Genomic DNA, 21886 nt, shown 5'->3' on the forward strand with positions numbered 1-21886 from the left:
CTATAGTTTGTTGACGGCCCCCATAATGTCACTCAGATCTTCCAGCGTTAACTCCTCATCACTGAAATCAGCGGCGCTCCATTCACGCTCCTCTTTGCCTGTGCAATGCGAGATGATCTGCTTGAGAAAGGCATGAAAATATCCCGTCAAAACTTCAATCGTTTCTTTTTGATACTGAAAACGGTTGTACACGACATACATGCTGAGACATTCCGACGATACGGAGCCGCTGATATCAAGTGTGTACGGACGTTCCCAGTCCGGGCTGACTTCATTTCCCGCTTTTACGGGAGAAACACCAAAGCCGCTGGAACGGATTTCACGGTCAAACTGTCCCAGATAGTTAAAACTGATTTCAGGAGAATCGGATTCCGTCTTTTCCCAGAGTTTGCTTATATATTTCAGCACTCCGTATCCCGCTCCTTTATGCGGAATGCGGCGCATCATGTCTTTTGTCCGCTTAATGTGATAGCCGAGCCGCTCGCCGTCATCAGCCTGATCTTGAAGACTTGCGTCAACCAATACCGGATAAATTGACGTAAACCAACCGATGGTTCTGCTGATATCAAGATGCTCCAAATGCTCTTCCCTTCCGTGGCCTTCCATGCTGATTTTGAATGTCTCGTTTCCGGTCCATCTGTTCAGCGCAAGGCTTAACGCGGCAAGCAATAATTCACCCGTCTCTGTTGTGTATGCTCTGTTCGCTTCCGTTAACAGCTGCTCAGTCTCCTGTTTCGTCAATGTAACGGTCATCACATCTGTATCTTTCAGAAGATTGGAAGAGATGCGGGCATCTTTCGGAAGCGGTTCGACCGCCGCTCTTTCTCTTTCGGACCAGTAGTCTGCTTCCTGTAACAGCCGGCGGCTTTTTGCATAATCAGAGATTTGCTTCGCGTAAGTCTGATAGGAATCGGTTTTTGCCGGAAGCGTGGTTTCTTTTCCTTCGAGCGCCTGCCTGTAGCACGCGGTGAGATCTTCAAATAAAATCCGCCATGACACCCCGTCAATGACAAGGTGATGAATGGAAAGCAGCAGATGATCGCCATCATTAGCGTGAAATAATCCGACAGCTACGAGCGGACCCGTCTCCAGCCGAATGGAAGTTTGAATACGGGCGGCCGCCTGTTCAATTGCGGCGTGCTCCTCTTGTAATGACCCTTTCCCTCTCACGTCATGCGTTTCAAACGTAAAGAGTTCTTCTTCAGAAAGGTTTTCCGCTCTGTTGTATTGAGTCACCGATCCGTTTTGCGTGCAGCATACCATCCGTAATGCGTCATGATGAACCGCAAGCTGTGCCAACGCTTTTCTCATAGCAGATTCATTGATTCTGTCCGCACTGCGGAGCATAACCGACTGATTAAAATGATCATGCGGCAATGATTGCGACAAGAACCAGTGCTGGATCGGCGTCAGCGGCACGTCTCCCGTGACGGGAGCCTGATCAATCACGCGGCGGACTTTCCGGAGCCGCATCGACACTTCTCCCAGTGTCTGATGCTCGAACAGCTCGCGGACGGTCGTTTCATAGCCCTGCTGTTTCAGCCTCGCACATACTTGGAGCGCTTTAATCGAATCCCCGCCGAGATGGAAGAAATGAGCATTGGGGCCGAGTCCTTCAACACCTAACAGTTCTTCCCAGATGTCAGCCATCATTTCTTCAGTTTCATTTCTCAGGCTGATATCATCTCCAAGGCTTTCATTTAATTCAGGCTGCGGGAGCGCCCTCTCGTCCAGCTTCCCATTCGCCGTCAAAGGCAGTTCATCAAGCTCTATCAAGCGGGCGGGAATCATATATTCCGGCAGAAAAGCTCTGAGAGAGGCCTGAATCTCTGCTTCTTTTATCTTTTCGTTCCCGTGTAAGACCGCGTATGCGTAAATGGAGTGCTGACCGTGCTGATCAGCACGTGTGATCACGGCGGCCTCTTTCACGGAGGAAAGCTCTTGCAGCGCTGATTTAATTTCTCCCAGCTCAATTCTGTGGCCTCTGACTTTTACTTGCGCATCTTTCCGCCCGACATATTCCAGCTCGCCATTTGAGAGCCTTTTGGCGATATCACCCGTCCGGTAGAGCCGCATGCCGGAAACGTGCGGATTCGTGATGAAACGGGAGGCGGTTAAATCATCCCTGTTTACATATCCCCTCGCGACGCCTTCCCCGCCGATATAAAGCTCACCGGGAATTCCGATCGGCTGCGGATTCATATAGGCGTCCATAACAAAAGCATGAAGGGTTTCCAGCGGTCTGCCGATATTGCTTTTGTTTCTCTCAATATCATCCATATTCAGTTTTTTGCATGTGACGTGAACCGTGGTTTCCGTAATACCGTACATATTAACAAGCTCCGTTTCCGGGTACTTCTCTTTCCAGCTTTTCAGCATGCCGGGCTGAAGCGCTTCTCCGCCGAAAATGACATATCGAAGCTTCAGCTTGTCCGTATGCCCGGCCTCTTCATGAATGAGTCCGGAAAAAGCCGTCGGCGTTTGGTTCAGCACCGTTACGCCTTCACTTTGCAGCAGCTGCCGGTACAAATGCGGATCACGGGCTGTGTCTTTCGGCACGATAACTACCTTTCCGCCGTATAAGAGCGCGCCGAATATTTCCCAGACAGAAAAATCAAAGCAATAGGAATGGAACAGCGTCCAGACGTCTTCAGAGCCGAAATCAAACGGCAGTCCTTTATGTGTGATAAGGCTGATGACATTGCGGTGTTCCGTCATAACGCCTTTCGGTTTTCCGGTTGTGCCCGATGTATAAATCACGTAAGCCGGCTGTTCAGGCGTTATCATTTCTTTCGTTCTGTCTGCTGAAACGGATTCAGGCTTATCGATGTATAAAACCGGCAGCCCGTCCATTCCGGATATCCCAAGACCCGATTGCGTCAACAGAACACGCGCGCCGCTGTCAGTCAGCATAAATGAAATCCGCTCGTCCGGATAGTCAGGATCAATCGGCAGATAAGCTCCTCCCGCTTTTAAAATACCGAGAATCCCAATCAGCATATCCAGAGATCGTTCGGTCATAATTCCGACAATCTGTCCGGAGCGGATGCCGTTTTCCGACAGCATATCGGCGATTCGATCCGCCTTTTCATTGAGCTCGCGGTAGGTGAGACGCTCATCAGACATGACGGCTGCAATTTGATCCGGCATTTTTTCCGCCTGTGCTTCAAATAAACTGACAATCGTTTCATGCCTCGGATACTCCGCCGTTTGATTTTCCGCTTGAAGAAGCATCTGCCGCTCGTTTATGCCCAGCAAATGAATGTCAGACAGCTTCCGCTCATCATCCGATGCGATTTGTCCTAAAAGCTCTTTAAAATGACCAGCCCACCGTTCAATCGTATCTTTTTCAAACAACGCGGTACTGTATTCAAAATGAAAATCCAGTGAGCCATCCGGCCGTTCCTCGGCATGAAGCGTCAAGTCGAATTTTGAAATGTCATGCTTCACTGCATGTGAAGAAACGGATAAGCCCGGAAGGTTCACTTCGAAATCATCACTGTTTTGCAAAACGAGCATGGCATCAAACAGCGGATTGCGATTGACTTCCCGGTGTGTATCAAGCTTTTGGGCAAGTTCTTCAAACGGGAAGTCCTGATGTTCGGCCGCGCCGAGGGCGAGCATTTTCACCTCTTCTAAATAAGCGCGGAATGTCTTATCCCCTTTCGGCCTGCTTCTCATTGCCACGGTATTTACAAACATGCCGATGACCCCGTCAAGCTCAGCGCGGCTTCTGCCGGCCGCAGGTGAACCGACGACAATGTCTTCCTGCCCGCCCAATTTAGAAAGGAACAAGGAGTAGCTTGCCAAAAGAATCATATACAGTGTCGAACCCGTCTCATCCATGAGCCGGCGCAAGTTCTCCGCCGTTTCCTTTTGAAGGCGCGTTCGAACAACGGACCCGCTGAAATCAGGAAGCTGCGGGCGCTTTTTATCGAGCGGCAGATCAAGAACGGGAATGTTTTCCCCGATCGCATCCAGCCAATAACGCTCATGTCTTTTGAATTCTTCAGCGGCAAACCGCTCATGCTGCCAGACGGAAAAATCTTTGTACTGGAGTTTTAACGGCCGCAACTCTTTTCCTCTGTACAAATCCGTCAATTCTTGAATCAGAACACTCATTGACACACCGTCTGCGATAAGATGATGCATATCAAGCAGCAGAAAATGACGTTCTTCAGTAACTTTGGCTAAAGTCACTCTCAAAAGCGGCGCTTTTTCCACGTCAAACGGTTTGACGAAAGTTTCCATCACCTCTTGAAGAAGGTTCCCGGATGGCATGTGAATCTCTGTGAGGTCAAGATCGACATGTGCATGTATGTGCTGCATCGGCTCCCCGTTTCGTAAAACAAATGATGTGCGTAACGCTTCATGCCTTTGTAACAGCGCTGAAAAGGCTTCGTGCAGCCGATCCCGGTTGAGTCTGCCGCTCAGTTCCAGACAAGCGGGCATATGATAGCCCGTACTGTCCGCTGCAAGCTGATGAAGGGCATAGAGCCTTTTTTGCGCAAAAGATAGCGGGTACAAGTCCTTTGCCACAGCAGGCGTGATTTCTGCATATTCTCCTCTTTTCCTCTGTTCAAGGAAGCGGGCCATGCTCTCGATGGTCGGATGTTCAAAAACATGGCGGACGGCAAGTTCAATTTGGAGCCGTTTATGTATGTTTGAAACAAGCGACGCGGCTTTCAGCGACTGTCCGCCGATTTGGAAGAAATCATCTCTCATACTGATATGTTCCCGTTTCAGCACTTCTTGCCAAATAGACAGCAGCTCGGTCTCAAGCATTGTGCGCGGAGCTTGATAATCACCGGTTCTCTCAGCTTCTTTCGGCTCAGGAAGTGCGGCTCGATCAAGTTTTCCGCTCACAGACAGCGGCATTTCCGTCAATTTCGTAAAGCTTCCCGGTATCATATAAGCAGGTAATCTCCCGGCCAATTCAGCGTGCGGTTTAAATGTCACACCCGCATTTTCCAGTACGACATAAGCTGCAAGCTCCTGTTCCCCATCCGCCGTTTTGCGCACGGTGACTGCCGCCTCTTTTACCCCGGACAGACTTCTGAGTGCCGTTTCAATTTCTCCTAATTCAATTCTGTAACCTCTTATCTTCACCTGATCGTCAAAGCGTCCCATATATTCAATCGTTCCATCCGGTAAAAATCGGGCTGCATCTCCCGTTCTGTACAGCCGTTCACCTTCACGAAACGGATGAGGGGTAAAGACTTTGTCCGTCAGCTCTTTTTGCTGAAAATATCCGTCCGCCAGACCTTTTCCGGAAATACACAGTTCACCGACGGCTCCGACCGGCTGCAGCCGATCTCCGTGCATCATATAGACAGAAGTGTTGGCAATCGGGCGCCCGATCGTAATCCGGCTGCTTTTTTGCAGGTTGCGCAGAATCGTCGTGGCCACACTGTTTTCCGTCGGCCCGTATTCATTCAGCAGCTCGGCATTCGGGCATATGCCGCGGCTCGCTTCCACGATATCAGGAGTGGCCGCTTCCCCGGCAAATGTCACCGCTCGAAGCGTCTGCGCATCCTTTTTCGTCAGCGAATCAAGCAGAACGCGATACAGAGACGGAACGATCAGAAGATGGCTCACTCCGTGGCGGGTGATTTTCTGTTTTATTGAAAGGACGTCTTTCGCATCATCTTCATCAGTTAACAATACACAGGCGCCCGACAGAAGCGGAGTGAAAAGACTCGTTAATGACCCGTCAAATACGTATGAAAAAAGATGAAGCGCTATGTCCCCTTCTGTCATCCCGTATTCTTCACGCCGCCATTGCAATGTATTGCTGATCGCTTTGTGTTGTACAAGCACCCCTTTCGGCCGGCCTGTCGTTCCGGAGGTGTAAATGACATACGCCCAATTTCCGCTGTCAGATACCGGCGGAAGCGGTGAAGTCTGCTGGGAAACCGTTTCCTCCATGATGACGACGCTGCCCTTGAAATGCGGCGGAATGAGGGGGAGCAGGTCCTTTTCGGTCACGAGCAGTGAGGCTTCACTGTCTCTCAGTAAAAATGAAATCCGTTCAGGCGGGAATTCCGCATCAATCGGCATATAGGCGCTGCCCGACTTCCAAATTCCGAGCAGAGCGGCAACCGTACTCATTGATCGGCGCAGCATAACAGCGGTGATCTGGTCGGGGCGTGCGCCTTTTTCCCTTAACGCATGCGCAATCTGATTCGCCCGCTGATTTAATTTCTTGTAGCTCCAGCTTACCCCGTTATATCTCAACGCCTCTTGGTCAGGCGTTTTTGCCGTCTGTTCTTCAAACAGCCCATGAACGGTTGTCTCAGGGTATGGACGGTTCGTTTCGTTAAACGAATGAATCAAGGCTTCTTCCTCCGGAGGCACGAGACTGATGCTTGATAAAAGCCTGTCCGGATCTTCCGTTACACAGGAGATGACCTCCAGAATATGCCCTTTGATCCGTTTCATGTCTTCCCGATCGTAGATGCCCGCATTGTAGCTGAATTTCACATAAAACTCTTCTCCCGGAACGATGACGACGTTAAGATCGTAATTGGTTTCTTCCGCCATCGAAAAGTTTTCAAGTGAGAGCGCACTGCTTTCCGTTTGCTTCCAGCCGTTTACCGCAGTCTGCATCTGAACCGGATAATTCTCAAAAACCAGGATGTGGTTCAAGAGATCTTTTTGCAGGCCGCTCTCGTTTTGGATGTCATACAGCGGATAATAGCTGTGCTCTTCCGCAGCGAGTGACTCTTTTTGCACCTTTTTGAGAAGAGAAGAAAAAGTCATATCCCCAGCCGCGCGCACCCTTACCGGCACGGTATTGATAAACAGTCCGGCCATGGATTCGATGCCGGCGATAGCTGACGGCCTGCCGGAAACAACTGAACCGAATACCGCATCTTCAGTCCCGTTGTAACGATGGAGAAGCAGCCCCCAAATGCCCGTAAATATAGTATTCAGCGTGACCCCGATGCTTCGGGCAATGTCTGTCAGCTTTTGCACGGTTTCAGACTCAAGGGAAAATTGAAAATGCTCAGATGCATAACCGTTTTGCGCCGGCTTATTCTTCGTTTGCGGAACGGAAACGACTTCTCCGTAATCTTCCAAGCAGCGCGACCAGAACGCTGACGTTTCTTCTTTATTCCGGCTTCGGAGCCATTTGATATAAGAGCTGTAAGGAGCCGGACTGCCGAGGTTTACAGGCAGCCCGTTTCGGATCGCATAATACATGCTGAAGAAATCTTTCAGCACAATGCCCAAGCTCCAGCCGTCCATCATAATGTGATGGTGAGTCCAAACGCATGTATGGCGGTTTTCTCCCGTTTGAAAAAGAGTCAGGCGCATTAAGGGGCCTTTTTGCAGATCAAAGCCCTTATTCCGGTCGGTTTCCTTGAATTCCTTAATGATGCTTTGCTGCCGTTCTTCCGAATAGTCTGAAATGTTCTCAGTCTGTACGGCTGTGTCACGGCGTGAAAGAACAACCTGCTGCGGTCCTTCAAGGTCAGGCACTTCTTTTATGAAAATCGTTCTGAAAATATCATAACGGCTGATAAGCATATCCAGACTTTTTTGGAATGTATCAATGCATAAATCCCCGCTGACTGTAAATGAAATCTGCTCGACATATGCGTTTGATCCGGAATCCAGAAGCGAATGAAACAGCATGCCTTCCTGCATATAGGATAAAGGGTAAATATCTTGAATTTCTGTCGCTTGTGTCACGAATGCCACACACCTTTTTATGAAATTAAAGTCCTTTTACGAGATCCTCAATGCTTGATAGTGCTTGAGCGGTCAATTCTGTATGGCTGTAATCCGTTAATGTTTTTTCCCGCTCTTTCTTGCCGGAACAGTGGGCGATGATGTCCTCGATGTGAGTATGGAAACGATTCATGAAGAACTCGATTGCCCCCGGTGCAAATACATCGGTATAAACGGCTTTTACCTCCAGTTGCCCGGCCGCCACCATCGCGTTAATATCCAGATCAAACTCGCGGATGCGCCCGGCCGCTATATCATGCTGCGGCTTGAACGGTGACATCTTCAGTGTCCCTTCAAGACCGTCAAACGCACCGAGATAGTTAAAGCTTATTTCTGGGTCTTTATAAAGAATGTTTCGCGAATATCTCAGCAGCCCGTAGCCGGTTCCGTGATGAGGAACCCGTCTCATCATGTCTTTTACCGTCTTTATGCGGTGAGCGGTTTTTTCGCCTGAGCCTCCCGGCACTCTCATATCCAAAAGCACCGGGTAAACAGATGTAAACCATCCTGCCGTTCTTGACATATCAATGTCAGGCATATGCCCCTGGCGCCCGTGCCCCTCAGTGCTGATAAGGATCTGTTCAGAACCCGTCCACTCATGAAGCGCCATTCCAAGCGCCGTTAAAAGCAATTCATGAACATCCGTTCCGTATGCCTGCTGTGTTTCCAACAGCAGCTGTTTCGTGACTTCGCTGCTTAATATCCACGATGCAGTGCGCGCGTTTTCCTGCAATCGTCCGGCGTTTTCATCAGTTATTTTCGGCAGCGGCGCTGTTTCACTAGACATCACGCTGTCCCAGTATGCGGCTTCCTCCAGCAATGCTTTGCTTTTGGCAATGTCAAAAAGTTCTTCGGCATACTTTATATAAGAATCGCTTTTCGGCGGCAGTTCAATTTGTTTGCCGTCCAATGCCTGCTGATAAGCTGTCTGCAGATCTTCAAGCAATATCCTCCATGACACGCCGTCCACGATAAGATGATGAATCGTTATAAGAAGATGGTCGGCTTCCTTCTGACGGAACACTCCGAGATGAAGCAGAGGCCCCTGATCAAGACGCATAGCCTGCTGTATTTCTTTTTCCTCAGCGGCTATCCGTTTTTCGGGCTGCGTTTCTTCTGAAAGATCTATGACGTTAAGCGTAAATATTTCTTCATACTGCTTTGTGATTCCGCGATTATATTGAACCGTTTCCCCATGCTCATTTTCAGTGAAAGTCATTCGCAGCGCATCATGATGTTCGGTCAGCGCGCAAACCGCCTGATACAGCGCATCTATTTCGAGGCTGTCTTCACTGCACAGCATGACCGCTTGGTTATAATGAAGCTCAAACGCACCCGGCTCCTCAAAAAATCTCTGCTGGATCGGTGTCAGCGGAGCGCTTCCTTCTATCGGCCCCTGATCAGCAGTTGCAACAGCCGGCGTGAGGTGCTTCGCGAGTTCTGCAATCGTCGGGAATTGAAACAAATCGCGGATCGACATGTTCCAGCCTTCTCCGGCGAGTCGGGCTGACACTTGAAGCGCCTTAATGGAATCTCCCCCAAGCTCAAAGAAAGAGTGATGGATTCCCGCTTTCTGAATATGAAGCACATCTTCCCAAATCCGGCATAACATCACCTGTTTTTCATCGCCGGGCGCGACAAATGCCTGGGATGAATGTATCTCTTCTGCCGGCAATGCCGATTTATCAAGTTTGCCGTTCAGTGTCAGGGGCATGCTGTCTAAACCGATAATATGGGACGGCATCATATAAGCCGGGAGTTCCTGCATTAGAGACTGGCGAAGTGATGAGATATCGGCCTCTTTAGGAACGATGTATGCCGCTAATCGGGCTTGTCCTTCGGCATCTTTCATCACGGTAACAGCCGCTTCTTTGACTTGATCGTGTTTCAAAAGCACACTTTCTATTTCTCCCGTCTCAATTCTGTAGCCTCTGATTTTTACCTGCTTATCAATCCGCCCTTGAAAACGAAGAGTACCATCCGGCAGCCAGCAAGCCTGATCTCCGGTTCTGTAAAGCGTTTCTCCCGTTTGTAACGGGTCACTGAATGCGCCCTCTGTCAGCTCAGGCTGTCCCCAATATCCTTTGGCGACGCCGGCCCCTCCGATATACAGCTCTCCGAAAACGCCGATCGGCTGGACCTGTTTGTCTTTGTTTAAGACGTACATTTGTACATTCGGAAGCGGAACACCGATCGGCACATCATCTTCCCGCGGCTTTTCGCTCATTTCGGCTTCATAATACGAAGAATCTATTGTCGCTTCTGTTACACCGTAGCTGTTAATGATCCGCATTTCTTTTCCGAAGCGTTCATGAAGCGTATAAAAATCTTGCGACTTGATCATATCTGAACCCAGTACCAGTATTTTTACACTTTGCAGCGCGAGCTTCCGGCGATATATATATTCCATAAACGGAACAATCAGCGCGGGTGTCGACTCCATAAACGTGATACGGTGCTGATCAATGAGCCGATAAAGCTGTTGTGGCTCAAGCCGGACGTCATCCGGACAAATGACAAGCGTTCCCCCGTTTAGCAGGGCGCGTGCAAGATCCCCTGAAAATACATCAAATGAGAAACTCGCCATCTGCAGCACTCTGACCGGTATAAGATCAAGCTCATAAATCCTGCGCCATGCAAGTGCTGCATGCGTAAAGCTGCGATTTCTGACTTCGACTCCCTTCGGCGTTCCCGTTGTTCCCGAAGTATATATGATATATGCAGTATCATCCGGTGACGCTGCCGGCTGAATATTCTTTGCACAAATATCGTATTGATCTTCATGATCAAGCTGAATGAGAAATAAATTGTGATCCGTCAGCTGTGAAGCAAGTTCTTTGTATTCTGACTGCACCATCAAGACGGATGCCGCGCTGTCTTTTAATAAATAGCGAATCCGTTCCTCAGGATAATGGGAGTCAACCGGTATATACGCCCCTCCCGATTTCATGACGGCAAGAACACTGACGATCGCTTCAATCGAACGGTTTGCCAATATAGCTGCTCTTTTTCCCGGACCGAATCCATTTTTGTGTAATGTTCGCGCAAGCCGATTTGCCCGCTCATTAAGCTGCGAATAGCTGATCTGTTGTGTTCCTTCAATAACAGCGGTCTGATGAGGCGTTTCTTCTGCTTTCTCTTCAAACAGCTGGTGAAACAGTTTGTGTTTTTCCATGAATTCGGTTTGTGTGTTATTAAACTCAATCAGTAACTTTTGTTTTTCTTCTTCATCCAAAATGTCAGCTTTCGATAGTGTGACTTCCGGTTCGGCGGCAACATGGCGCAAGAGATTCAGTAAGTGGCCCATCCAGCGTTCAATCGTTTCTTTCATAAAAAGCTCGGTGCTGAATTCCATTTCAAAGCGGATGTTTCCATCGGATTCAGCCGCTGATAAGGTCAGGTCAAAACTTGATACATCATGTTCGGTATGTTCTGATCGTGACACCTTCAGACCGGCCAGATTTATCTCTTCTCGCTCCATATTCTGAAGAATAAACATCGCATCAAACAGCGGATTGCGGCTCATGTCCCGCTGCACGCCGAGCCGTTCCACCAGCTCTTCAAACGGATAGTCCTGATGCTCATACGCCTCAAGCGCCGCCTGGCGGACTTCCGCCAAGTAATCGGTAAACCGTTTGTCTCCTTTCGGCTCCGTTCTGATGGCCAGCGTGTTGACGAACATGCCGAGAATCGGTTCAAGGTCTTTGTGCGGGCGCCCGGCAATCGGCGAGCCGACGATGATGTCTTCCTGCCCGCTCAATCTCGCGAGTAACGTATTGTACGCGGCGAGAAGCACCATATACAAAGTGGAGCCGTGATCCCGGGCGATGCGGTGAAGGCCGGATGCCGTTTCAGCGTCAAGCGTGCACGATATGCTGCCGCCCGCAAAGCTTCTGACAGCCGGACGGGGCTTGTCAGCCGGAAGCTCAAGCACCGGAAGCTCTCCTTCAAGCCGCTTCAGCCAATAGGCTTCCTGCTTCTGGTACCCTTCTTTCTCCTGAAATGACCGCTGCCAGACGGCATAGTCTTTATATTGAAGGCGCATCGGCGCAAGCGAACGGCCTGCGTACAGCTCGCCGAATTCTTTAATCAAGGTGTTGACGGACACACCGTCAGAAATAATATGATGCATATCCGTTAATAATAGATGGCGTTCGTCTGATTCTTTCACGAGAGCCGCACGGAAGAGCGGCGCTTCCTCCAGACAAAACGGCCGGACGAATGCGTCAGCTGACTCGGCCTCATCCAGCTGAAACGGTACGCTGTCATGGATGCGCTGCACCGGTTCGCCGTCAGGCCCCGTTTCAAAGGACGTTCTAAGCGACTCGTGCCGCTCCACAAGCTCCCGGAACGTCTCCTCCAGTCGGACACGGTCAAGCGGGCCCGTCAGTTCCAGCACAGCCGGCATGTTGTAGCCGACACCGCCGTCTTCAAGCTGTTGGAGCACATACATCCGCTTCTGCGCCGAAGACACCGGGTAGGTGTCCTGTTTTTGCGCAGGCTGAATCGCTTCATACGGGCTTTCTTCCAAGTCCTGAATAACCGAAGCGAGCTCTTCCACCGTCGGCCGGGCGAAGATGTCCTGTAACGGCACCTGAACACCGAACTCTTTGGCGATGCGGGAGACGAGAGCCGTCGCTTTTAACGAATGGCCGCCCCGCTCAAAAAAGTGATCCCGGATGCCGACGGGGCCGTTTTTCAGCACCTCTTCCCAAAGGGCGCAAAGCTTCATTTCCGTGACGTTCCGCGGGGCGGTGTACGCTTGTCTGTCTGCCGCTCCGTCGGGAGCCGGCAGCGCGCGGCGGTCAAGCTTTCCGCTCGGCGTGACCGGCCATTCGCTCATCTCTATAAACTGAGCCGGCATCATGTAGGCCGGAAGGCGTGTCGCAAGCTCCGTCCGCACGTCATCGCTTTCCCGTCCTTCGATATAGGCGTAAAGCGCGGTTTCGCCGTGTTCGGTCCGGGCGGTGACTGCCGCCTCACGAATGCCGTCGATGCGCCGGATCGCCGCTTCGATCTCTCCCGGTTCAATCCGGTAGCCGCGGACTTTCACCTGTCCGTCTGAACGTCCGAGCCATTCGACTAGGCCGTCTTCTGTCCAGCGTGCGATATCGCCCGTCTGATACATGCGTTCTCCCGGGTAAAACGGATCATCGAGAAAACGCTCCTCCGTCAGCTTGGGCCGGTTCAGATAGCCCCGGGCCACCCCTGTCCCCGCGATGTACAGCTCTCCTGCCACGCCCGCAGGCTGGATGGTTCCTCCGCTATCTAATACATACAGACGGGCACCCGGAACGGGTTTACCAATCGGAAGCCGCGTCCGTCCGCTGTCCCGTTTTCGGTCACAGACGTAAAACGCCGCATCAACCGTTGCTTCTGTCGGCCCATAGCCGTGAATGAGCACGGTCTCCGGCAGAAGATCGGCAAACCGGGCAGCCGTAAGCGGTGAAAGAGCTTCCCCTCCGGCAAACACGCGTGTCAAGGTTCTGCCGAGGCGTGTTCTTGTTTCCGCAGGCTCCGTTTCCAGCGCGTCTAAAAAGCTGTTGACCATCGCCGGAATAAAATGCGCGGTCGTCACCTTTTCTGAGGCAAACGCTTCAATCATCCGCACAGGATCTTTCTCCCAGCCGGCCGGAAGCAGATACACGGAGGCGCCTGACATCGTCCACCAAAACAATTGCCAGATGGAAGCGTCGAAAGAAAAGGATGATTTCAGCACGATAATATCCTCTTCCGTCAACGGGAACTGCCCTTGCATCCCTGATAAAAAGGCGGCGGCCTGACGGTGTTCAACAGCCACTCCCTTCGGTGTTCCCGTCGAACCGGACGTATAAATGATATAAGCGAGCGAATCAGCATCCGCTTCTTCAGAGACAGCCCCTGTCTCCGTCTCGCCTGTCAGAGCAGAAAGAGACACTTCTAGCGTTTCTCCGGAAAAACCGGAAACGGATAATCCCGGCTGTGCAAGCAGGAGACAGGCGCCGCAGTCATCGAGCATATAGCGCAGCCTGTCCTCAGGATACTCCGGGTCAAGCGGCACGTAGGCGCCGCCCGCTTTTAACACGGCAAGCACTGAAACCACCATCTCCGGCGAGCGTTCAGCGAGCACGCCGACCATGCTTTCTTTGCGGACGCCTTTTTGTCGGAGCCAAACAGCGAGTCTGTCTGTGTACTGGTCAAGCTCGGCGTACGTCAGCATACCGCCCGGAAAACGAAGCGCCGGACGATGCGGCGAAAGCGCGGCACGGCGGGTGAACAGCCCGTGAAGCGTCGGAGCCGGCGGTTCAACCGCTTTTGTACGGTTAAACGAAGATAACACCCGTTTCTTTTCTTTTTCATCCACCATATCAATATGCCGAATCAGCCGGTCTGGATTTCTAACGGCATTTTCAACGATCGTCAGCAAATGAGTTTGAATACGTTTAATCGATTTTTCAGTAAATAAAGCGGATTGGTAATCAAAATTCAGCTCAATCAATCCCGTATCTGTCCGCTCCTTAATTAAAATGGAGAGCTCGTTTGCGGTATGTCCGCTGAAAAACATGGCCGTTTCATAATCGAAACCGTCTGCCTTACGCCACTCAAGCGGCTGATACTGCATCGAAATACCGATGATATTTTGCAGGTCATGATGAGTCTGCCTTAATTCATTCACAAAAAGATTGTAAGGATATTTCTGGTGCCGCATAACAGACAGCTGCTCTTTTCCTACGCTGCGGACAAAGGACAGGAACTCTGCATCAGGATCTGCCGTCATTCTGATCGGCAGTGTGCTGACGAACATGCCGAGCATATCCTTTTCGAGCCTGGAGCCCCGGTTTCCGTAATAAGTGCCGATGGCAATATCCTTTTTAGCCGTCAGACGGCTGATGCATATGTATAACGAAGCCATAAACAGAGAGATGATGCTGATATTATTTTCTTTGCAAAAAAGCCGGATTGATTGTTCTAAGGAGTGAGAAAGAGTGATTGTATCTCTGGAAGCCGCAGTGCTTTGTCTAAGATGAGAGGTTCGTTCCGCCAGTGAAAGGTGTTCCGGAACGGTTCGGTATGTTTCAGTCCAAAATGAACGGTCTTTTTGAAAACGGGAAGACTGTAAGTATTGCTGTTCTTTTTCCATGTAGCTGAGATAGGAAGGTCTGTGGTGTTCAGTTAAATCCTCGCTCCGCATGATCTTTTGGTAGATATCAATGAGCTGGTTGCCGAGCAGGTTGAGCGAGATGCCGTCCATGATAATATGGTGAAATTTTGAATAAAGCCAAACTTCTTCGTCTGACATGACAAGCAGAGTAAATTGATACAGAGGTGAATGAAACAGCTTGAACGGAACACGGGTCTGCGTGTCAATCCATGCGTCCCGCTCTGCCTGATCAGTATGAGTAAAATCAACAGTCTCTAGAGAAATCGGCCGATGCCCCGCCAGATAAAGCTGGGGTTCTGATCCGTCCCCTTCTGTCAGTTGAAATCTGAGCGAATCATTTTGCGAGATAGAAAAATCTAAAGCATGGCGCAGTACGTCAAAATCGATGTCCCCCCTGAATTTGACGCATGCCGCGAGATTGCAGATACTTGTGCCCGGTTCGAGCAGCTCCGTAAACCACACTCTTCTTTGTGCGTGAGTTAAAGAATAAACAGTGTTCTCCAATGGAATCCCTCCGCTTCAATTTAAGAGGATAAGAAAGTGAAATAATTACAATTAAATTTCGACAGCATATGACTTAATCATCCATATAAGCATTATTTTAAAACATATTTTAGAAATCACAATAAAAAATTAAATTTTCTCTAACATTTTTTAGAATATAGTATATATTCCTCACTTCACTTCTTCATTTCTATAATCTTTATACCATGTAAAACGGTATGTATGCATACTATAAACTGGTTCTTAAACACTATAATAAGGAATAAAATGTATAATTAATTGCGCTTTTAAAAAGGTTTTCCTCCCGAAAAGAAGTTTTATGTTAAAAAATGAATAACCGGTGAACATGTAAGAAAGCGGTATGTAAAAAAAAGGAAGGGTATTGCCGATATTACTTTTTGAAAAGATTGATTCATAATCGCAATATAATGTTTTACAGACATCAAAAAAAGCCGAATCCTATAAGGATTCGGCCCTTCTTATTGATTTGCCAGCACGACTGCGATTTTGTCTTCAATGTCTTTTCCGTCATCTTCGTCAAGCAGCCCGTTTTGAAGCACGGAAAAAATAAGCGTATCTCCTGTTTTTGTGTCTGCATAGCCGGCAATCGAACTGACTGATGTTAGTGATCCGGTTTTCGCTTTAATTTTGCCTTCTGCCGGAGTATTCTTCAGCCGGTTCCGAAGGGTTCCTCCCGTCATTCTGTCGCTTGCACCGGCGACAGGGAGCGAACGAAGGAAAGCCGGGTACCACTTTTCTTTCTGAACCGCATACAAAAGCTCTCCGATTTGGCCGGCGGATACGCCGTTAATATGAGAAACGCCGGATCCGTCTCTTGCAATCAATTCATCCGGATTCAGCCCGAACGATTTGAGCTCCGATTTCATCACGTCCAAGCCCTTTTCCCAGCTGCCCTCCCCTTTTTTCACTTTTCCCATTTCCTTGATCAGAATTTCGGCGTGCCCGTTGTTGCTCAGTTTCATAAACGGGATCAATAATTCTGAAAGAGGCATGGATGTCCGTGATGTGACGAGCTGGGTGCGGTGCGGCATTCGCCCTGTTCTGATTTTCCCTTTTACAGTTATACCCTGTTTAGTAAGCGCTTGTTTCCATAAATCTAAAGCATAGGACGACGGATCCCACACTGCCGCCCATTCTCTTGCCTTTGCCGAGCCGGCAGGTATGGTTCCCTTTATCGTAATCACATTGTCGCCGTGCTCCCGTTCAACCGTCAATTCTTTCGCTTCATCAGAAGCGACGGTTTTCACTTCATTTTTCACACGAACGACGTCCGTATGGGGGGAAATCGAAATGCGCGGCTTTTTACCGGGCTGTTTTGCCGGGCTGATTTCCGCAATCACCGTTCCGGTATCATAATCCTCATTTGGGGAAGCGGTAAGAGCTGATACTTGCGCGCCATAATATTGGCCTTCATCACTCCACGGAAGATCAACTGAATACCTGGTATCGTCATACCACGAATCATCCCCGATCAGATCTCCTTTAATGACATGGATGCCTCTGGCTTTGACCTGTTTAGCCATCTTCTCAAAATCAGAAGCCAATAGGGTCGGATCGCCTTTTCCCCTGAGATAAAGGTTTCCGCGCAGCTGTTTTCCTTTCACGGCGCCGTCTGCCCGTACTTCTGTCTTAAAGGTGTAATCTTCTCCGAGAACGGAAAGCGCCGCAGATGCCGTCAGCAGCTTCATCAGTGATGCAGGCCTCAGCCGCATATCTTCCCGGCTGCCGAACAGCACCTCCCCTGTTTTTGCTGACCGGACACTGACGCCCGCTGAAACTCCCTTTAAAGCAGGTTCTTCATCCAGAATGTGTTCCAGCTCTTTTTGCAAAGTATTTTTTTGTTCAGCCGCCTTAGCCGCCTCATCAATATAAGGAACTGCGGCAATGACCAAAAGCAGAATCACCGCGCACAAGCGTTTCACATATGTTTTCAATGTTATCCCGCCTCTTTCCTATTCTTCGTCATGCAAAATGGTGATCCTGGATGACGCAGCCGCTTCTTCGCCCGGTTTCAGAATCTGAAGCCCTGTCAGTGATGCAGGCTGATTCAGATTAAATGCATCTGTAACGGAAGTATAAGGCTCAAGACTGACAAACCCCTGCTTGCCGTCACCGTTATATACCACCCAATGCTTGAAAGACGTGTCTGCTTGATACAAAACGGATAATTGCTCATCCGGATGATAAATAACAGCTTCATTATTGCCGCCATTCCGTCCGGAAGAAAGAAAAACATCGTCAAACTGTTTATTTTTCAAAGACATCCCATGACGGAACGCTTCTTTATCAGGAACATCCAATAAACGGCCCGTCGGCACGAAACGTTCATTTAATTCCCACATGCGGTCAGCCGTCAAAAATAGACGGGATCGCTCTTCATTGAAAACAAAAGTTGAATGATAGCCGAGCCCCCAAGGAAAAGCCTCCGTTCCCTTGTTGATAATCAGCGCCCGCTGCGTAAACACATTGTCTTTTAATGTATAGATCATCCGGACAACGACATCGTGCGGAAATTGTTTATGAACACGGGGAATCTTTGAAAGATCAATTTCTGTTTCGACTTTCATTCCATCCCCCTCTTCTTTCGCTGCCGTCGCTTTCCAATGCTGATTGTGAAGAAAGCCGTGAATATGATTATGTTTATCCTCTTCGTTTATCTCAAATTGATACGCGCGGCCGTCAAAACGAAACGTCCCATCCGTAATCCGGTTCGGCGGGAATAAAACGGGAATGCCGTACAGCATCGGTTTTTTGCGGAATTGCTCCGCAGTTTCCGGTTCTCTCAGAAGCCGCATACCGGTTCTTTTATCCCGAAGCGATATGACATTTGATCCCCACTCCGGCACAATGATGCATTCAGCCTGATCAGTCTCCGCTTTTATGGCTGAAGCCCCTAAATAAGTCGTATGTTCAATCGTCATAAGCACCTGCCCTTTCCTTGTTTTCTAGCATGTATAGGAATTCCATTTTCTAAACTCATTTTCCTTCTCTAAAAAAAACATCGCCCGTATGAACTGAGCGATGTGCGGTAAAACCTTATTGAATCAGCCGGGTAATCTGTTTTTTCTTCCATACAAACCGGTAATATCCGTATTGCAGCAGCAGGCTGACGACAAAAGCCGCCGGATAACCGACCCAAATGCCGAGAATGCCGAGATTCGTATAATGAGAAAGAATAAAGGCCACAGGCACTTCAATTCCCCAAATCGCAAAAATGCTGATAATCGTCGGCCATAACACCGTACCGCTCGCCCGCATCGTCGCTGAAACGATTTGAGCGTGCCCGAAAATCAAATAGCTCCAAAGGGTAATCATAATCAGATTGCGGGCAATGTGGAGTGTGTCCTGATCTGTTAAAAACAAAGCAAGTATCTGCCGGGAGAAGGTGTAAATCAGCACAATCAAAACCCCGCCGATCAAATAATTCAGGCCGATGCCGACTTTGATGACCTGTTTCAGCCGGCCGAATTGATTGGCGCCAATGGATTGGGCGGCAAAAATGGAAACGGCGATACCGAGGCTTACCGCCGGCATCTGCACATAACTCGCCACTTGGTTGACGACCCCGTAAGCAGCCGTCGCGTTTGATCCGTAATGATTGACAAATGAAATGACCGCAATTTCAGAAAGTGACACGAGAATCATATTGATGCTCGACGGAATACCGAGACGGAGTAAAAGCGCGAGCAGCTTTTTGTCCATTTTAAGAGAACGGAGCGCAGTCCGGTCAAATGCCAATGGATGTTTCCTTTTCCGCAAATAAACCATGAGTACGATAAATGTCACGATGTTTGAAATCACGGTTGCATACGCCGAACCGTAAATGCCGAACTTCGGAAGTCCGAAAAGCCCGAGAATCAATAAGGGCAAGAGCCCGATGTTTATGACTGTACTGACGATTAACGTATAAAACGGGGTCTTTGAATCTCCCGTTCCGCGTAAAAATGTCGTATACGCAAAATATAAAAACATCAGCGGCATTGCGCAAAACAAAATGCGCGCATATCGGACACTGACATCTATTACGTTTTCCGGCGTTCCCATCAACCGCAGAATATCAAGCGTAAACACACTGCCGACAACTGCCAGGACAACACCGAGCATAAAGGTAAAAGTCAGTGTAGTGCCGACAATCGCCTTCATCCTCTCTTCGTTTTTCGCGCCGTAAGCCTGCCCGATCAGAATGGAGCTTCCCGAACCGATTCCGATCGTAAAGGAGATCAGCAGAAAAAACAGCGGAAAAAAAGACGATACGGCGGCAAGCGCATCGACTCCGAGCCACCTTCCGACAAATACCATTCCGACCAATTGGCCGACAGATTGCAATACATTGCTTAAAAGCAGCGGCACTAAAAACAGTGACATTGATCGCCAGACTGACTGGCCGCGGCCTTCCGCTGTTTCTAAATGATCTTGTACTTCCATATGTAGGACTCCTTTTTTGATTTTCTTCCATTTTATTATTCAGCAGACAGCTTGTAAAAACCTTTTGTTCAATGAAACTCTTTATCTTTTTCTCGCGTCTTACATGGAAATAAACCATAAAAATAAAAAGTCCGGAAAATATTTCTGAAAAGGTATTGTAATCTTACCGTAATTATTGTAACATTTGTAACATAAGAGAAAGAGATTGATAAGGAGAGATTATATCATGAAAAAATGGCTATTATTCCTCACTACTATTACATTGATTCTGTCATTGGGCACTGCGGCGACCGCAAAAAATGCACCTAATGACCTTACACAAAAACAAGCACTTCAGCTGGCCCTGTCAGCGAGAGAACATTTCTGGAACACAATGAGCGGCGGTGCGCTTAAATCAAACGCAAATTGCACATCTGAACCGTTTGAATATCAAAATCTGCAATATGTATTTATGTGCAAAGACCTCGGAACAAAAGCGAAAGCCGTAAAATATCTGACACCCGCTTTTACAAAGCAAGCGATTGACAAAGGGCTCAAAGATTACCACTTCACTGTAAAAGACGGCAAATTGGCTGTTCCGGTCGGCGACGGAGATAACCTCCTGAATTGGAAAAAAGCAAAAATGACCCTTCTTTCTAAAAAAAGAAGCATCCAAACATACCGCTTCACTGTACCGACTCTTGACGGTTCTCCGTCAGCAAAACGCGATGTAACATTCGTAAAAGAAAACAACGTTTGGAAAGTCAATCAATTTGATGCTGTCATATAAGAAAAAGCCCGCTTGCTTACAGCGGGCTTTTTTCAATGATATGCTGGCATATTATAACGGAAGGCTGTTTTTCAGAAGCAGTTGACGGTTAAGAAGAAACAGCTTATGGGAGGAACTCTGTTAAGAAGATAAACGAATACCCTTGATTTTTTTAAAAAACACCACGGCCGCAAAAACACTTGCATAGCAATGTGCAAGATTTGTGCAAAACATAATAAAATCACATCATTTCCATCAGGTTTTCACAAAATATCCAACTCAAAACCCCCTTGTATAACAAGGGGGTTTTTGTTTTACCGGCATTATTAAGCTGCGCCTATCTTATACAAAAAACGCTCTAGGAGAGATTCGAACTCCCGACCTGCAGTTTAGGAAACTGCTGCACTATCCGCTGTGCTACTAGAGCCTGCTTCTATTATAGTAACGCTGGCGGCCGTTTTTTTCAAGCCTACAGCCCTCCGAACACTTTATAGGCGGCTCTCGTCGAATCTTCATCTATTCCGATATAACGCATTGTAATAGACGGAGAAGAATGATTCAAAATCCTCTGCAGTTCAGCAATGTCTTTTGTCCTCTGATAAAAATGATACCCGAACGTCTTTCTAAGCGTGTGCGTTCCGATTTCCTCCAACCCGCAAGCGGCAGCCGCTTCCTTTAATATTCTGTATGCCTGAATCCGGGATATGGGCTTATTCGTCCGTTTCGATTTAAACAAATAGTCCTCCTCTTTCATGTCTTTTGTATAAGCGTATATGTCGGCCTTTAAAGACTCCAGTATCAGAATTTTTCTTTTCTTTCTCGTTTTGCTTTCGGTTGCCCACACATGGTCTTTGTTCCTGACATCCCTCACGCGAAGCGGCAGAACATCTGAAATCCGCAGTGCGCTGTTCATGCCGAAAATAAATAAAAAATAATCACGATCACTTTTCTTCATTAAATACTGTTTGACTTCCTGGATCTTCTCCAAACTTCGGATCGGCTGTACGATATGCATCAAAAAACCCCTTATAATTGGTAAAGTAACATATTGAGCATTATGTTACTATTATAGCCGAAACCCGTTGAGTGATAAAGGATAAAGGGTCTTATGTAACATAATATACATAGTGTTACATAAGGTGAACCAGATACGCAGTTTCAACAAATTCCTCAAAAACATCATTTTCAGCCCGGTGACAAGCTTTTAAACAAATAGAGACCCAAGGCATTAAAAAATGAAAACAACGGCCTTAAAATGAAATCTGAGCATCCGTTTTTTTTGTGAGCAACCGAAAAAAATGCAAAAAAAA

General features: G+C 48.4%; 7 protein-coding genes and 1 tRNA gene. 1 reads left to right on the forward strand and 7 read right to left on the reverse strand.

The genetic code is table 11. From position 1 onward, the window contains the following. The 5 genes from NYE42_RS10405 to NYE42_RS10425 all read right to left on the reverse strand — a co-directional run bounded on the left by NYE42_RS10405 (window position 1) and on the right by NYE42_RS10425 (window position 19828). Window positions 1-7698, reverse strand: a complete 7698-nt coding sequence (locus NYE42_RS10405) for an amino acid adenylation domain-containing protein (RefSeq protein ID WP_352426443.1) — start codon at window positions 7696-7698, stop codon at window positions 1-3. A 25-nt stretch (window positions 7699-7723) separates the two neighbouring features. Beyond that, complete coding sequence (locus tag NYE42_RS10410) at window positions 7724-15382, reverse strand: amino acid adenylation domain-containing protein (RefSeq protein WP_352426444.1); 7659 nt, start codon at window positions 15380-15382, stop codon at window positions 7724-7726. 479 nt (window positions 15383-15861) lie between these two features. Continuing rightward, a complete protein-coding gene (gene dacB / locus NYE42_RS10415; protein ID WP_352426445.1) occupies window positions 15862-17337 on the reverse strand; it encodes a D-alanyl-D-alanine carboxypeptidase/D-alanyl-D-alanine-endopeptidase in 1476 nt (491 codons plus the stop codon). 18 nt (window positions 17338-17355) lie between these two features. Then, window positions 17356-18324 (reverse strand): aldose 1-epimerase, encoded by a 969-nt coding sequence (locus NYE42_RS10420; RefSeq protein ID WP_144464389.1) that lies wholly within the window; start codon window positions 18322-18324, stop codon window positions 17356-17358. Between the two features lie 115 nt (window positions 18325-18439). Beyond that, on the reverse strand, window positions 18440-19828 hold the full coding sequence (locus tag NYE42_RS10425) for an MATE family efflux transporter (protein ID WP_007407362.1): 1389 nt from the start codon (window positions 19826-19828) through the stop codon (window positions 18440-18442). A gap of 226 nt (window positions 19829-20054) precedes the next feature. On the opposite strand from NYE42_RS10425, the gene NYE42_RS10430 reads away from it, so the two are divergent. Further along, on the forward strand, window positions 20055-20597 hold the full coding sequence (locus NYE42_RS10430; protein WP_108724928.1) for an IseA DL-endopeptidase inhibitor family protein: 543 nt from the start codon (window positions 20055-20057) through the stop codon (window positions 20595-20597). A gap of 333 nt (window positions 20598-20930) precedes the next feature. Here NYE42_RS10430 and NYE42_RS10435 read toward each other — a convergent pair. Both NYE42_RS10435 and NYE42_RS10440 read right to left on the reverse strand, forming a co-directional pair. Next, a tRNA-Arg gene (locus NYE42_RS10435) sits at window positions 20931-21003 on the reverse strand. A 42-nt stretch (window positions 21004-21045) separates the two neighbouring features. After that, on the reverse strand, window positions 21046-21591 hold the full coding sequence (locus NYE42_RS10440; RefSeq protein ID WP_352426446.1) for a site-specific integrase: 546 nt from the start codon (window positions 21589-21591) through the stop codon (window positions 21046-21048). Window positions 21592-21886: the final 295 nt, after the last annotated feature.

Origin of the sequence: Bacillus sp. FSL K6-2865 (assembly GCF_040311405.1) — a bacterium.
GTDB classification, from domain to species: domain Bacteria; phylum Bacillota; class Bacilli; order Bacillales; family Bacillaceae; genus Bacillus; species Bacillus velezensis.